Source organism: Rhizobium sp. BK379, assembly GCF_014193955.1.
Lineage (GTDB): Bacteria > Pseudomonadota > Alphaproteobacteria > Rhizobiales > Rhizobiaceae > Rhizobium.
The window spans coordinates 106,198-120,327 of record NZ_JACIAD010000002.1 but is presented as its reverse complement, the minus strand read 5'-3'; the positions used below and the strand labels follow the sequence as shown (position 1 = coordinate 120,327).

Genomic DNA, 14,130 nt, shown 5'->3' with positions numbered 1-14,130 from the left:
GCTCATGTATGTTGCCGTCAAGGGTGGCGAGGCCGCCATCGCCAATGCCCACCGCCTGCTCGCCGATCGCCGGCGCGGCGACCGCTCCGTGCCCGCCATCGGCATCGAGCAGATCGTCGAACAGCTGGCGCTCGCCGTCGATCGCGTCATGGCGGAAGCCTCGCTCTACGACCGCACTCTTGCAGCACTTGCCGTGCGCCAGTCGCGCGGCGACATGATCGAGGCGATCTTCCTGCTGCGCGCCTATCGCACGACGCTGCCGCGCTTCGGCTATTCGAAGCCGCTCGATACCGCGAACATGCAGATCGAGCGCCGTATTTCAGCGACCTACAAGGATCTTCCGGGCGGGCAGCTGCTCGGCCCGACCTTCGACTACACGCACCGCCTGCTCGATCCCTCACTGCTTTCGGACGAGGCGGTGGAAGAGCCGGCGCAGCGCGAGGCGGAGAGCGGCCGCGTCATGCGCGTTTCCGAAATCCTCGGCCAGGAAGGGCTGATCGAGAACGACGGCGAACTGCCCGAGGACCACGAGACTGGCGACCTGACGCGCGAGCCGATGGAATTCCCGATGACCAGGGATCTTCGCCTGCAGGCGCTGGCCCGCGGCGACGAAGGCTTCCTTCTGGCGCTCGGCTATTCCACCCAGCGTGGCTACGGCCGCAACCACCCCTTCACCGGTGAAATCCGCATCGGCGAGGTCGAGGTGGAGTTCGACGTGCCGGAACTTGGCTTCGCCGTCTCTTTGGGACCTATCCAGCTCACCGAATGCCAGATGGTCAACCAGTTCAAGGGTTCGGCCAAGGCGCCGCCACAGTTCACCCGCGGCTACGGCCTGGTTTTCGGCCAGAGCGAGCGCAAGGCGATGGCCATGTCTCTCGTCGATCGCGCGCTGCGCGCCGAAGAGCTTGGCGAGGATATCACCGCGCCGGCGCAGGACGAGGAATTCGTCATTTCCCATTCCGACAACGTGCAGGCGACGGGTTTCGTCGAACACCTGAAGCTTCCGCATTATGTGGACTTCCAGGCCGAACTCGACCTCGTCCGCCGCATGCGCCGCGATTTCGAAGCCGCCCGCGACAGCGGCGAGACCCAAAAGGAGGCCGCCGAATGAGTGATCTCGCCACCTACAATTTCGCCTATCTCGACGAACAGACCAAGCGCATGATCCGCCGCGCCATCCTGAAGGCGATCGCCATTCCCGGCTACCAGGTTCCCTTTGCCAGCAGAGAAATGCCGATGCCCTACGGCTGGGGCACTGGCGGCGTGCAGGTGACGGCAGCCATCATCGGGCCTGATGACGTTCTCAAGGTCATCGACCAGGGCGCCGACGACACGACGAACGCCGTCTCCATTCGCGCCTTCTTCCAGAAGGTCGCCAATGTTGCGGTGACCACCCACACCAAGGACGCGACGATCATCCAGACGCGCCACCGCATCCCCGAGGAAAAGCTCGGGACCGGGCAGGTTCTCGTCTACCAGGTGCCGATCCCGGAGCCGCTGCGCTTCCTCGAACCGCGCGAAACCGAGACACGCAAGATGCATGCGCTGGAAGAATACGGCCTCATGCATGTGAAGCTCTACGAGGATATCGCCCGCAACGGCCGCATCGCCACGACCTATGCCTATCCGGTGAAGGTCAACGGCCGCTATGTCATGGATCCCTCGCCGACGCCGAAATTCGACAATCCGAAAATGCACAAGTCCGAGGCACTGCAGCTCTTCGGCGCCGGTCGCGAAAAGCGCATCTATGCGGTGCCGCCCTATACGGACGTCGTCAGCCTCGATTTCGAAGACCATCCCTTCGAGATCCAGCGCTTCGGCAAGCCATGCGCGCTCTGCGGCGCGGAGGAAGTCTATCTCGACGAAGTGATCCTCGACGACAAGGGCGGGCGCATGTTCGTCTGCTCCGACACCGACTATTGCGACGACCGCCGAGCACATGGACATGCCGGCGAATTGCTGGCCCGGGCAGAATGACCGAAACACCGCTTCTCAAAGTCAGCGACCTCTCGAAATTCTACGGCAACCGCATCGGCTGCAAGAATGTCTCCTTCGAGCTCTGGCCTGGCGAAGTGCTCGCCATCGTCGGCGAATCCGGCTCGGGCAAGACGACGCTGCTCAACTGCATTTCTACCCGGCTGATGCCGACGACCGGCAGCGTCGAATATCACATGCGCGACGGCAGCTACCGCGACCTTTACCACATGAACGAGGCCGAGCGCCGCTTTCTGATGCGCACCGACTGGGGCTTCGTGCACCAGAACCCGGCCGACGGACTGCGCATGACGGTCTCGGCCGGCGCCAATGTCGGCGAACGCCTGATGGCGATCGGCGATCGGCACTATGGCAAGATCCGCTCCACCGCAATCGACTGGCTGGAGCGCGTCGAAATCGACGCCGGCCGCATCGATGACCAGCCGCGCGCCTTTTCCGGCGGTATGCGCCAGCGCCTGCAGATCGCCCGCAACCTCGTCACCGGCCCGCGCCTCGTGTTCATGGATGAGCCAACCGGCGGTCTCGACGTTTCGGTGCAGGCACGCCTCCTCGATCTGGTGCGCGGCCTCGTCAACGATCTCGGTCTCTCGGCCATCATCGTCACGCACGATCTCGCCGTCGCCCGCCTCCTGTCGCACCGAATGATGGTGATGAAGGACGGCCACGTCATCGAGCAGGGTCTGACCGACCGTGTGCTGGACGACCCGCGCGAGCCGTATACCCAGCTCCTCGTTTCCTCGATCCTGCAGGTTTAAGAAAATGGCAACGCCTCTCGTCGTTTCAGAAGTCGCCAAAAGCTTCACCATGCACCTGCGCGACGGCCTCAAGCTGCCGGTCGTCTCGGATGTCTCCTTCTCGGTGGCATCGGCCGAATGCGTCGTGCTCGGTGGCCCATCGGGTATCGGCAAAAGCTCGCTGCTCAAGATGATCTACGGCAATTATGCCGTCGACAGCGGACAGATCCTCGTCAACCACAAGCGCAAGATCGTCGATCTGGCCGCCGGCGACCCGCGCACCGTCCTGGACGTGCGGCGCCACACGCTCGGTTACGTCAGCCAGTTCCTGCGCACTGTGCCGCGTGTTGCGGCCCTCGACGTCGTCGCCGAGCCGCTGCTTGCACGCGGCGAAGCGGCCGACAGCGCCCGCGAAAAAGCAGCAAGCCTGCTCGAAAAGCTCAACCTGCCGGAAGCCCTCTGGCAGCTGCCGCCCTCCACCTTCTCGGGCGGCGAACAGCAGCGCGTCAACATCGCCCGCGGCTTCATCACCGATCACACGATCCTGCTGCTCGACGAGCCGACCGCCTCGCTCGACGCTAAGAACCGTGCCGTCGTCGTCGGCATGATCGAGGAAAAGAAGAAGGCGGGCGTCGCTTTGCTCGGCATCTTCCACGATGAGGAAGTGCGTGAAGCCGTTGCCGACCGCATTCTCGACGTCCAGCAATTCTCTCCGCGAAAGGCGATCGCAGCATGAGCCGCAAGCTGGGTGTCGAGCCCTATTTCCATGAAACAGCCTCCGTCTCCAACTCGACCTTCGGCCGCTACACGGAAGTTTCCGAGCGCTGCCGCATCAGCGAAGCGGAGTTCGGCGACTATTCCTACATCATGCAGGACGGCTCGATCTGGTGCGCGACAATCGGCAAGTTCGTCAACATCGCCGCCGCGGTGCGTATCAACGCCACCAACCATCCGACCTGGCGCGCGACGCTGCACCACTTCACCTACCGCGCCGTCGATTACTGGCCGGATGCCGACATGGAGAGCGAATTCTTCGAATGGCGCCGCTCCAACCGGGTCGTCATCGGCAATGATGTCTGGATCGGTCATGGCGCCACGATCCTGCCTGGCGTGACCGTTGGCAACGGGGCCGTCATCGGGGCGGGGGCAGTCGTCTCGAAGGATGTCGCTCCCTACACGATCGTTGGCGGCGTGCCGGCCAAGCTCATCCGAGAGCGCTTTCCGAGGGAGATCGGCGAGCGCATGGACAAGCTTGCCTGGTGGGACTGGGAACACGACCGGCTGCGCGGCGCACTGCCTGATTTCCGGGCGCTTGGCGCCGAAGACTTCCTTTCGCGCTACGGCGGCTGAGCCGAATGTTGCGGGGCAGAGTTTTGTGACAGGACTTACACAAAACTGACACGCGAGGTTCATGAAGCGGGACTAATGCGATCCCAGAAGCAAGCCTGAAATGCGAGGGAAGAGCATGATGTTCGAACTGAAGAATGTCACACGCCGGTTCGGAAAGAAGCTCGCTGTCGACTCCGTAACGCTGAACATTCCTCAGGGCCAGATGGTCGGCATCATCGGCCGGTCGGGCGCCGGCAAGTCTACGCTCCTGCGTATGATCAACCGCCTGCAGGAACCTTCCTCCGGCACCATCCATTTCGGCGGTGTCGAGGTTTCCGGCCTTCGCGGTCAGGCGTTGCGCAACTGGCAGCGCGACTGCGCAATGATCTTCCAGCAGTTCAACCTCGTCCCGCGCCTCGATGTGCTGACCAACGTCATGCTCGGCCGTCTCAACCATCGCTCGACGGTCCTTAGCCTGCTCAACGTCTTCAGCCGCGAAGAGCGCATCCAGGCCATCGCGGCACTCGAGCGCCTCGGCATCGAGCAGACGGCGCTGCAGGCAGCGGGCACGCTTTCGGGCGGCCAGCAGCAGCGTGTGGCGATCGCCCGCGCGCTGATGCAGAACCCGAAGATGGTTCTGGCCGACGAGCCGATCGCCTCGCTCGACCCACTGAACGCCAAGATCGTCATGGATGCCCTACGCGACATCAACGAGCGTGAGGGCATCACCGTCATCACCAACCTGCACACGCTCGATACGGCCCGCAGCTACTGCGAACGCATCGTCGGCATGGCAGGCGGCCGCGTCGTTTTCGACGGAAAACCTTCCGAACTCACCACCGAGGCCGTGAAGGAAATCTATGGCACGGACAAGGACGGTGCGGGCATCGACGAAACGATGACCTCGACCGCAATCAATATCGCTCCGGAAGGAGCCGAAAACCAATCCGCCGGCACCCAACCGCTGGCGCTGGCCGGTCTGTGAGAGGGGCGGCCGCGATCGAATGCCCGCGTCAAGGGCAGATTTCTTCGTACCAAAACGACCGGTCCCCCGGTCATTCAGGAGAGAACCCATGTTGAAGAAAGCACTTTTTGCGGCTACGGCGATCCTGTCGCTCGCAGCCGGCGCTGCCAATGCCGCTGACCTCAAGGAATTCCGCGTCGGCATCCTCGGCGGCGAAAACGAAACCGACCGCCTGCGCAACTATGCCTGCCTTGCAGACCACCTGAAGCAGGAATTCGGCTTCGAGAAGGTTTCGCTCTTCCCGGCCGCCGACTACGACGGCGTTATCCAGGGCCTCCTCGGCGGCACGCTCGACTTCGCTGAACTCGGCGCTTCCGGCTACGCATCCGTTTACATCAAGGACCCGAAGGCTGTTACGCCGATCCTGACGACGCAGCAGAAGGACGGCTCCACGGGTTACTACTCGATCGGTCTCGCCCTGAAGTCCTCCGGCATCAAGACGATCAAGGACGCCAAGGGCAAGAAGCTCGGCTACGCCGATCCGGATTCCACCTCGGGCTATCTCGTTCCGCTGACGCAGATCCCGAAGGACACGGGCATGCCGAACGACAAGTTCTTCGCTTCCACGCAGTTCAACGGCGGCCATGAGAACAACCTGCTCGCTGCTTACGACGGCAAGGTCGACGTTGCTGTTGACGATAGCTCGGGCATCGGCGACTTCAAGGACGGCTACACCTCCGGTACCTTCCGCAAGGAAGTCGACAAGGGCGCTGTCGATCCGAACAAGCTCGTTGAAGTATGGCGTTCGCCGCTGATCCCGAACGGCCCGCTCGTCGTTCGCAACGCTCTCGGCGAAGAGTGGCAGAAGAAGCTGACCGCCTTCTTCACGGCCCTGCCGGAGAAGGACCACAAGTGCTTCGCAGCTATCGAAGGCGGCGACTACAAGGGCTACGCCCCGGTCAAGCACGACTTCTACAACGCTGTCGTAGAAGTTCGTAAGGCTGCTATCGGCGGCTGATTGCGCCATCCGTATACAGGGCGGCCGGCAACGGCCGCCCTTTTTCTTGTGACTACAGCGCCGCGCGTCAGACGCGCAAAGGACGCTGTAGAACTCTAAATTGCCGCATAATTTCATCCTTAAATCGAGCCCGATTAAGGAATTATGCAGTAGGCGGGGCGTTCATGACTATTGCCGATACACAGCAGCATGTGCCGATGCAGAGCACGAAGGAAATCGCCACCGCTTGGGACAGGATGATCGCCAGACGGCGTTTCTATACCGCGCTTGGTCTGGTGATCCTCATCGTAGCTTTCGTCAGCTCCGTGCGCTTTGCCGACGAGAGCAATGCAGGTCACTTCTTCGAACGCCTGCCGCATTTGTTCGACTTCCTGAGCTGGCTTATCCCGAAAGACTGGACCGATGTCTGGCGCGCGCTTTTCGATATTGCGAGCCCGAACGACAAGGGTGGCGAAGAATTCAATTTCGCCAATGGCCGCGTCTATGTCTGGGGCAGCTTCTACATCCCCGAATATTTCGAGCTGATGATCGTCACGATCAATATCGCGCTCGTTTCGACCATCATCGCCTTCATCTTCGCCGTTCCGCTCAGCTTCTTTGCGGCACGCAATCTGACGAAGAACTGGCCGCTGCGCATCTTTACAAAGCGCATCATGGAATTCCTGCGCGCCTTCCCAGAAATCGTCATCGCCGGCCTGTTTTCGGCGATCCTCTCGATCGGACCGGTGGCCGCCATTATCGCGATCACGCTCCACACGATCGGCGCACTCGGCAAGCTCTTCTATGAAGTTGCCGAAAACATCGACATGAAACCGGACGAAGGCATGCGCGCCGTCGGCGCGAACTGGCTGGAGCGCGTGCGTTTCGCCGCCCTGCCGCAGGTCATGCCGAACTATGCGTCCTATGCGCTGCTGCGCCTTGAGATCAACGTGCGCGCTTCGACCATCATCGGCGCCGTCGGCGGCGGCGGTATCGGTGAAGAGCTCAAGCTTTCCATTTCCCGCGGTTTCGGCGCGAAGACCGTGGCGCTCGTGCTGCTGCTCTTCGTGACGATTGTCGCTGTCGACCAGTTCTCCGCCTGGCTGCGCCGCCGGCTCGTCGGCGAACACGCCTTCCTCCTGCAACATTGAGGCTGCCATGACGGTCATCGACGCAAACCGCATGCATGAGATCGAAACGCGCTATCCGGAATATTTTCACAAGTCCTTCCGCCAGCGTTTCGGCGGTCTCCTCATTGTGCTCGCGACAATCCTCTACGGCTTTTATGCCGTCTGGTTTTTCGACCTGCCGAAGCTCATCGCCGAAGCCCACTGGGAACGCTTCGGCATCTATATGAGCCAGTGGATCAGCTATGACGTTCAGCCGGAATTCCGTATCCAGGACGATGGCACGATCCAGACGCGCTACCCGCGCTTCTCACCACTTGGCGACGATCCGCATCCGGATTGGCTGAAAACCAACACGGACGGCAGCATCACGGTCCTCGTCGGCGGCAGCGGCCGCACAGTGACGGTCAGCAAGAGCCAGACGACGATCGTTGCCCATGGCATGACGGTGCCGGTCGATGTCAGCAGCGGCGCACCGAAAGTCGTCGGTCCGGTTCCCGGCTGGATGACGGTCTATGACGACAACGTGCTTGCCAATCTCGGTTTTGCGGGGGATGTCAGCATTTCCGTCGACCGCGTGAAAGTGCGCAAGCGATTTATCGGCTGGGCGAACTTCGTCTTCGATACGCAGTCGCCCTTCTTCGACAAGCCGGCAAGCGAGGTCATCAGTCTCATCGTCTCCGGCCCGCGTATCCATCCCGATCAGTCGAACCTGTCGCTTGCTTTCGACAATATCTGGAACAACAGCGAATGGCAGCATGGCGATGTCTGGACCAAGCTGTTCCAGACGATCGTGATGGCCTTCCTCGGCACGTTGCTCGGTTCGCTCGCGGCCTTCCCGCTCGCCTTCATGGCAGCGCGCAACATCACGCCAAACAGGTTCCTGAACCAGGCCCTGAAGCGCTTCTTCGACTTCCTGCGTTCGGTCGACATGCTGATCTGGGCGCTGTTCCTGACGCGCGCCTTCGGCCCCGGTCCTCTTGCTGGTTCCGGCGCCATCTTCCTCACGGAGACAGGCACGCTCGGCAAGCTCTACTCGGAAGGTCTCGAGAATATCGACAACAAGCCGCGCGAAGGCGTGAAGTCGACGGGCGCCTCGACCGTGCTGGTGCATCGCTACGGCATCATGCCGCAGATCGTTCCCGTCATCGTCAGCCAGACGCTCTATCAGTGGGAATCGAACGTACGCGGCGCGACGATCATCGGCGCCGTTGGCGCCGGCGGTATCGGTCTCAAGCTCTGGGAAGCCATGCGCACCAATTCCAATTGGGAAAACGTCGCATACATGGTCATCCTGATCCTGATCGTCGTCTTCCTGTTCGATACCGCATCGAATGCACTGCGCCATCGCCTGATGGGCACTAAGGCCGGCCACTAAGCCCGATCAAATGATGATGACGGCCCGCCGTCATCATCATTCTGTCATGGAAATCTTTTAGCCGGAGCGTGCTTGCGGTTCACCGCCAAATCAATGCACATTGCGCTCCCCATTCGGACGATCTCCAGGATAAAAGCCTTGCGCTACGCTCTCTATTTTTCGCCGTCTAAGGATCATTCCCTGACGGATGCGGCCTCTGTCTGGCTCGGCCGCAATGCCTTTACCGGCGAGACCTATCCTGCACCCGAATACAAGACATTGCCGTCAAACGAACAATTCGAATTGACCGCCGATCCGCGCCGCTACGGTTTCCACGCGACGATCAAGGCGCCCTTCGAGCTTGCCTCCTCCGTGACCGAAAAGGACCTGATGGCGGTCGTCGAAGATTTTGCCGCCAAGACGCCGGCCTTTGAAATCCCCGAGCTGGTGCTCGGACAGCTCGGTCGCTTCTTCGCACTTGTTCCGGGTTCGCTGCACCAGCCGCTTCAGGATTTCGCCGCAAAGGTGGTAAAGTCTTTCGAGCCATTCCGGGCGGCACTCTCCGAGGCCGATATTATCAGGCGCAAACCGGAAAGGCTCTCCGAGAGCCAGCGCAATAATCTCATGCGCTGGGGCTATCCATATGTCATGGATGACTTCGGCTTCCATATGACGCTGACCGGTCAGGTGCCGGAAGAGCGCGCGGAAGTGATGAAGGCGATCCTGACGGAGCGTTTTGCAGCTTTCACCGGCAGGCCGCTTCACATTTCCGGCCTTGCCGTCTTTAGCGAGGAGGCGCGCGGCGCGCCTTTCAAAGTTCACACATGGCTGCCTCTTGCTGGCGCCAAAAGCTGAAAGATTTTCTGACATGAGCAAAGAAACCGTTCTTTCAAATGCCCGTATCGTTCTCGAGGACGACATCCTTTCGGGCTCTATCCTGATACGCGACGGCAAGATCGCCGATATTTCAAAAGGCATTTCGGTAGCCGGCGAAGACTTTGAGGGCGACTACATCATTCCTGGCCTCGTCGAGCTGCACACGGACCATCTGGAAGGCCATTATTCGCCGCGTCCGGGCATCCGCTGGAACAAGACGGCGGCCATCCAGGCCCATGACGCGCAGATCGTCACCTCGGGCATCACCACGGTCTTCGACTGCCTGCGCATGGGTGCTGACGAAGACGGCGGCTTCGAGCACGGCGAGATGCGCGAGATGGCCGATGCCATCCAGTCCGCCGAAAAGGAAGGACGCCTGCGCGCCGAACATCTCCTCCATCTGCGTTGCGAGGTTTCGGCCGACAACGTGCTGCAGCACTTCGCGGATTTCGAAAACGATCCTTATGTCGGTCTCGTTTCGCTGATGGACCACGCGCCGGGCCAGCGCCAGTTCCAGACAATGGACCAGTACATCTTCTACTATCAGAAGAAGCGCGGTCTTTCCGACGAGGAGTTTGCCCGCTTCTGCGCCAGACGCATCGCCGAGTCCGATCGCAATTCGACGCCAAATCGCGACGCGATCTCCAAGGTCTGCGCCGAACGCGGCATCACCGTCGCAAGCCATGACGATGCCACATCTGCCCATGTCGATGAGGCGATCGAAAACGGCGTTCGCCTGGCCGAATTCCCGACCAGCATCGACGCAGCCCGGCTGTCGCACGAAAACGGCATGAGCGTGCTGATGGGCGCACCGAACATCGTGCGCGGCAAGTCGCATTCTGGCAATATCGCCGCGCGTGATCTGGCTCAGCTCGGCGTTCTCGACGTGCTTTCGTCCGACTATGTGCCGCTCAGCCTGCTTCATGCGCCCTTCATTCTTGCCGACGAGGTCGAGGGCATTACCTTGCCGAAGGCAATTGCAATGGTGACGGCAACGCCAGCACGCACCGTCAGCCTCAACGATCGCGGCCGCATCGAAACCGGCCTGCGTGCCGATCTCGTCCGCGTCCACCGTTCACATGGCGTGCCGGTGACGCGTTCCGTCTGGCGTGAAGGACGCCGTGTCGCATGATGATGTCACACGAACCCCATCCGGGCGCTGGTGCCGAACGCGGCATCATGGTCGTCGTCGTCGGCCCGAGCGGGGCTGGCAAGGACACGCTGATGAACCTTGCGGCCCGGCATTTCGATCGCCGCGAAGACGTGCATTTTGCCCGCCGTGTCATCACTCGCGATGGCGATGCCGGTGGGGAGGATCACCTCGCCGTTTCGGATGCGGGATTCGCATCGATGGAGCAGTCCGGCGCCTTTGCGGTGTGGTGGGAGGCGCATGGTCTCAAATACGCCATTCCGGCGGAGGTTTCCGTTGCACTTTCCAGGGGTCACCTCGTCGTGGCCAATGGCTCGCGCTCGGCCCTGCACCGTTTCCAGGCTGCTTTCCCGCGGCTAAAGGTCATTAATGTGACGGCCCGCCCGGAAGTGCTGGCCGGCCGCCTGGAGGCGCGCGGCCGCGAGACGCACGAGGACATCATGGCCCGCCTCGCACGCGGCCCGCTGACGGTGCGCGGCGATTACGATGTCGTGGAGCTCGACAATAGCGGCTCCCTGGAAGAGGCGGAGCGCAAGATGGTCGACATCCTGGATGGCTTCCTGAAGGAAATCGTCTAAACGAGACAGGAAACGAGAATGGCCATTCGTGTCGTCCCCTATGACCCGGAATGGCCGTCTCTCTTCCGCCGGATCGTCGGCGAACTGGAGCCGCTTCTCGCCGACCTCACCCCCGTCTTTCATCATGTCGGCAGCACGTCCGTCCCCGGATTGGCGGCAAAGCCGAAAATCGACCTGCACGCTGCCTTCGCTAATGCGGATGTGCTTCCCGAAGCGATCGAGCGCGTAGAATCGCTTGGCGCCTTCACCTTCCATGGCGACAAATACCAGCAGCAGACCTGGACCTTCACCAGCGGCAAGGGCTCCTACGGCGCACGACTATATCTCTGCTCGGCGAATAATGTCGTTTTGCGAGACCGGCTCGCGTTTCGGGACTATCTACGCTCGCACGCGGAGCGCGCGAACGCCTATGCCGCCCTTAAGATGAAGCTCATGGGCGAGGCCAATGACGACTGGGATTATTATACCGGCGGCAAGCGTAACTTCGTGCTCGAGACGCTGCGGCTGGCCTCCGAAGAAGGATAGCCAGCCGCGCTCCGATTATTCGTTGTCGCCGCGGCCCGAGACGATCTCCCGTTTACCGACGTGGTTTGCCGGGCCGACCAGCCCTTCCTTCTCCATGCGCTCGACAAGCGAAGCGGCTCTATTGTAGCCGATGCCGAGGCGGCGCTGGATATAGGAGGTCGAGCACTTCTTGTCGCGCAGGACGACCTTGACGGCCTGCTGGTAAAGCTCGTCGCCATCCTCGGCACCCATGGCGCTCTTGTCGAAGACGGCGCCGTCCTCTTCGTCCTCGGCTTCTTCATCCTCGCCGGCCGTGACCGTATCGAGATATTCCGGCCGACCCTGCGTCTTCAGGTGTGCCACGACCTTCTCGACTTCCGCATCGGAAACGAAGGGACCATGGACACGGGAGATGCGCCCGCCACCCTGCATATGCAGCATGTCACCCTGGCCGAGCAGCTGTTCGGCACCCTGTTCGCCGAGGATCGTGCGGCTGTCGATCTTCGAGGTCACCTGGAAGGAGATGCGGGTCGGGAAGTTCGCCTTGATCGTGCCGGTGATGACATCAACCGAAGGACGCTGTGTCGCCATGATGAGATGGATGCCGGCAGCACGCGCCATCTGCGCAAGTCGCTGGATCGCGCCTTCGATCTCCTTGCCGGCAACCATCATCAGGTCGGCCATTTCGTCGACGATGACGACGATGTAGGGCATCGGTGCAAGGTCCAGTTCCTGCTGTTCCTCGATCGGCGCACCGGTCTGCCGGTCGAAGCCGACCTGGACCATGATATGGATGGCCTCGCCCTTCTCACGGGCCAGGGAGACGCGCCCGTTATAACCGTCGATATTTCGTACACCGAGGCGCGACATCTTGCGATAGCGCTCCTCCATCTCGCGCACCGCCCATTTCAATGCCATGACGGCCTTCTTCGGATCGGTGACGACGGGCGTCAGCAGATGCGGAATGCCATCGTAGACCGAGAGTTCCAGCATCTTGGGATCGACCATGATTAGGCGGCACTGTTCCGGCGTCATGCGGTAGAGCAGCGACAGGATCATCGTGTTGATGGCGACTGACTTGCCCGAGCCGGTGGTGCCGGCAACGAGCAGATGCGGCATCTTCGCGAGTTCGGCGATCACGGGTTCGCCGCCGATCGTCTTGCCGAGGCCGAGCGCCAGCTTGTAACCGCTCTTGTCGAAATCGTCGCTCTCGATCATCTCGCGGAAATAGACGGTTTCGCGCGTCGCATTCGGCAATTCGATGCCGATGACGTTGCGGCCGGGAACGACAGCCACGCGGGCTGACAGCGCCGACATGGAGCGGGCGATATCATCGGCAAGGCCGATGACGCGGGATGATTTTACGCCCGGCGCCGGCTCGAATTCATAGAGGGTGACGACCGGACCGGGGCGGACATGGATGATCTCACCCTTGATGCCGAAATCCTCCAGCACGCTCTCCAGGAGGCCGGCATTCTGCTCCAGCGTTTCCTGCGACATGATCTCGCCGAGCCGCTCCGGCGGCTCCTGCAACAGGGCACGCGGCGGGAATTCGTAGCCCGATGCATCAACCTTCTCGACGATCATGCGGGCAGAGCGAACCGGGGATAGTGCAGGTGCGGTGATCTCGACGCGCGATGCGGGCGGTGCTTCTGCCGGTGCCTGGTTCGACTGGACCACAGGCGCCTGTATTTCCGGCGTCTGAACCATCGGACCTTGGGCGACGGGAGCTGAAGCGACCGGAGCCGGAGCAACGCGTACTGCCGGAGGGCGCGCGGGGCGGGCCGGCGCTGACGTTACGGGCAGCGATGCGCGCGGCGCCACCGGCGCCGGATTATGTCGGCCTGGGCGCCATTCCATGATGCGGAAGCGCGAAGTGATCGATTCTGGTTCGACCTGCTGCAACGCGATGACCGGAGTACGCGACGGACCGGCATCGGTCTCCTCGAAGGCCATGACCTCCCAGAAGGCGAAATCCGAAATGGATGAAAGTTCTGTCGCTGCGCGTAGCGTCGTTTCGACGGGAACCGCTGCAACGGGCTGCAGCTGAGGTTCCGGCTGTGGCGCGACCGGTTCAGCCATTTCGGGCAGGTAAATATCGAAGGGTACGTTCACCGCGATCGGCGCGCGCATCTGCGGTGCCGCCAGGGGCTGCGGAACTGCTACCGCCTGCGGGGCAGGCACAATGATTTCCTCGCGGACAGGCTTCTCCGGCGCGTGGCGCTTGCTGATCAGCGTTTCCGGGGTGCGGGTGAAGCGGACATTCGGGGCGAGCGAGAAATTGCTCTGCCAGAGCGGCGGAATCGGCTTTTCGCTTTCATATGCCACAGTGGCATCTTCCACGTGATGGTCAGCTTCAAGTCCCGAAGAAAACTCTTCGGCGTCCGTCAAATTGGTTCTGGGAAAACGCATGCGACAGCTACTCACTCACGTCTGGTAATTTCTGACATCCTTCCGGATAGAAAATGAAGGTTAATAAGTTCCTTCCAGCCGTCCCGTCGCGGGACGGCTAAAAAGAT

14 protein-coding genes are annotated in these 14,130 nt (G+C 61.5%); 13 read left to right on the top strand and 1 reads right to left on the bottom strand.

Annotated elements, in window-relative coordinates; all coding sequences use genetic code 11:
* Positions 1-4 precede the first annotated feature (4 nt).
* The 13 genes from FHT93_RS11555 to FHT93_RS11495 all read left to right on the top strand — a co-directional run bounded on the left by FHT93_RS11555 (position 5) and on the right by FHT93_RS11495 (position 11,632).
* Positions 5-1,111, top strand: a complete 1,107-nt coding sequence (locus tag FHT93_RS11555) for a carbon-phosphorus lyase complex subunit PhnI (RefSeq protein WP_113016211.1) — start codon at positions 5-7, stop codon at positions 1,109-1,111.
* The gene (locus FHT93_RS11550; RefSeq protein WP_183847679.1) at positions 1,108-1,977 is read left to right on the top strand and encodes an alpha-D-ribose 1-methylphosphonate 5-phosphate C-P-lyase PhnJ; all 870 of its coding nucleotides are present in this window, start codon (positions 1,108-1,110) and stop codon (positions 1,975-1,977) included. Before FHT93_RS11555 ends, FHT93_RS11550 begins: the two co-directional genes overlap by 4 nt.
* Positions 1,974-2,750 (top strand): phosphonate C-P lyase system protein PhnK, encoded by a 777-nt coding sequence (gene phnK / locus FHT93_RS11545; RefSeq protein ID WP_018114984.1) that lies wholly within the window; start codon positions 1,974-1,976, stop codon positions 2,748-2,750. Before FHT93_RS11550 ends, phnK begins: the two co-directional genes overlap by 4 nt.
* A 4-nt stretch (positions 2,751-2,754) precedes the next feature.
* Entirely contained in the window at positions 2,755-3,465 is a 711-nt protein-coding gene (gene phnL / locus FHT93_RS11540) for a phosphonate C-P lyase system protein PhnL (RefSeq protein ID WP_183847677.1), read from the top strand.
* Positions 3,462-4,079, top strand: coding sequence for a DapH/DapD/GlmU-related protein (locus FHT93_RS11535; RefSeq protein WP_183847675.1), 618 nt, complete (start codon positions 3,462-3,464; stop codon positions 4,077-4,079). The genes phnL and FHT93_RS11535 overlap by 4 nt, the downstream gene beginning before the upstream one ends.
* 118 nt (positions 4,080-4,197) lie before the next feature.
* Positions 4,198-5,043 (top strand): phosphonate ABC transporter ATP-binding protein, encoded by an 846-nt coding sequence (phnC, locus tag FHT93_RS11530; protein WP_183848378.1) that lies wholly within the window; start codon positions 4,198-4,200, stop codon positions 5,041-5,043.
* 88 nt (positions 5,044-5,131) lie between these two features.
* Positions 5,132-6,040: a phosphonate ABC transporter substrate-binding protein gene (gene phnD, locus FHT93_RS11525; protein WP_007813929.1), complete on the top strand. Its 909-nt coding sequence runs from the start codon at positions 5,132-5,134 to the stop codon at positions 6,038-6,040.
* A 164-nt stretch (positions 6,041-6,204) separates the two neighbouring features.
* Positions 6,205-7,170, top strand: coding sequence for a phosphonate ABC transporter, permease protein PhnE (gene phnE / locus FHT93_RS11520; protein ID WP_113016206.1), 966 nt, complete (start codon positions 6,205-6,207; stop codon positions 7,168-7,170).
* A 7-nt stretch (positions 7,171-7,177) separates the two neighbouring features.
* Complete coding sequence (phnE, locus tag FHT93_RS11515) at positions 7,178-8,524, top strand: phosphonate ABC transporter, permease protein PhnE (RefSeq protein ID WP_113211188.1); 1,347 nt, start codon at positions 7,178-7,180, stop codon at positions 8,522-8,524.
* A 138-nt stretch (positions 8,525-8,662) separates the two neighbouring features.
* Positions 8,663-9,358 carry a DUF1045 domain-containing protein gene (locus FHT93_RS11510; RefSeq protein ID WP_112542816.1) on the top strand — a complete coding sequence of 232 codons (696 nt, stop codon included), beginning with the start codon at positions 8,663-8,665 and terminating at the stop codon, positions 9,356-9,358.
* Between the two features lie 13 nt (positions 9,359-9,371).
* A complete protein-coding gene (locus FHT93_RS11505; protein WP_112542817.1) occupies positions 9,372-10,511 on the top strand; it encodes an alpha-D-ribose 1-methylphosphonate 5-triphosphate diphosphatase in 1,140 nt (379 codons plus the stop codon).
* The gene (gene phnN, locus FHT93_RS11500) at positions 10,511-11,107 is read left to right on the top strand and encodes a phosphonate metabolism protein/1,5-bisphosphokinase (PRPP-forming) PhnN (protein WP_112970258.1); all 597 of its coding nucleotides are present in this window, start codon (positions 10,511-10,513) and stop codon (positions 11,105-11,107) included. The genes FHT93_RS11505 and phnN overlap by 1 nt, the downstream gene beginning before the upstream one ends.
* A gap of 18 nt (positions 11,108-11,125) precedes the next feature.
* A complete protein-coding gene (locus FHT93_RS11495) occupies positions 11,126-11,632 on the top strand; it encodes a GrpB family protein (protein WP_183847673.1) in 507 nt (168 codons plus the stop codon).
* A gap of 15 nt (positions 11,633-11,647) precedes the next feature.
* Here the strand turns inward: FHT93_RS11495 and FHT93_RS11490 are convergent, their stop codons facing one another.
* Positions 11,648-14,023 (bottom strand): DNA translocase FtsK, encoded by a 2,376-nt coding sequence (locus tag FHT93_RS11490; protein WP_183847671.1) that lies wholly within the window; start codon positions 14,021-14,023, stop codon positions 11,648-11,650.
* Between the last annotated feature and the right edge of the window lie 107 nt (positions 14,024-14,130).

Coding starts and splice junctions, on each gene's coding strand:
- FHT93_RS11555 (WP_113016211.1), top strand. CDS start 5: ATGTATGTTGCCGTCAAGGGTGGCGAGGCCGCCATCGCCAATGCCCAC.
- FHT93_RS11550 (WP_183847679.1), top strand. CDS start 1,108: ATGAGTGATCTCGCCACCTACAATTTCGCCTATCTCGACGAACAGACC.
- phnK (WP_018114984.1), top strand. CDS start 1,974: ATGACCGAAACACCGCTTCTCAAAGTCAGCGACCTCTCGAAATTCTAC.
- phnL (WP_183847677.1), top strand. CDS start 2,755: ATGGCAACGCCTCTCGTCGTTTCAGAAGTCGCCAAAAGCTTCACCATG.
- FHT93_RS11535 (WP_183847675.1), top strand. CDS start 3,462: ATGAGCCGCAAGCTGGGTGTCGAGCCCTATTTCCATGAAACAGCCTCC.
- phnC (WP_183848378.1), top strand. CDS start 4,198: ATGTTCGAACTGAAGAATGTCACACGCCGGTTCGGAAAGAAGCTCGCT.
- phnD (WP_007813929.1), top strand. CDS start 5,132: ATGTTGAAGAAAGCACTTTTTGCGGCTACGGCGATCCTGTCGCTCGCA.
- phnE (WP_113016206.1), top strand. CDS start 6,205: ATGACTATTGCCGATACACAGCAGCATGTGCCGATGCAGAGCACGAAG.
- phnE (WP_113211188.1), top strand. CDS start 7,178: ATGACGGTCATCGACGCAAACCGCATGCATGAGATCGAAACGCGCTAT.
- FHT93_RS11505 (WP_112542817.1), top strand. CDS start 9,372: ATGAGCAAAGAAACCGTTCTTTCAAATGCCCGTATCGTTCTCGAGGAC.
- phnN (WP_112970258.1), top strand. CDS start 10,511: ATGATGTCACACGAACCCCATCCGGGCGCTGGTGCCGAACGCGGCATC.
- FHT93_RS11495 (WP_183847673.1), top strand. CDS start 11,126: ATGGCCATTCGTGTCGTCCCCTATGACCCGGAATGGCCGTCTCTCTTC.
- FHT93_RS11490 (WP_183847671.1), bottom strand. CDS start 14,023: ATGCGTTTTCCCAGAACCAATTTGACGGACGCCGAAGAGTTTTCTTCG.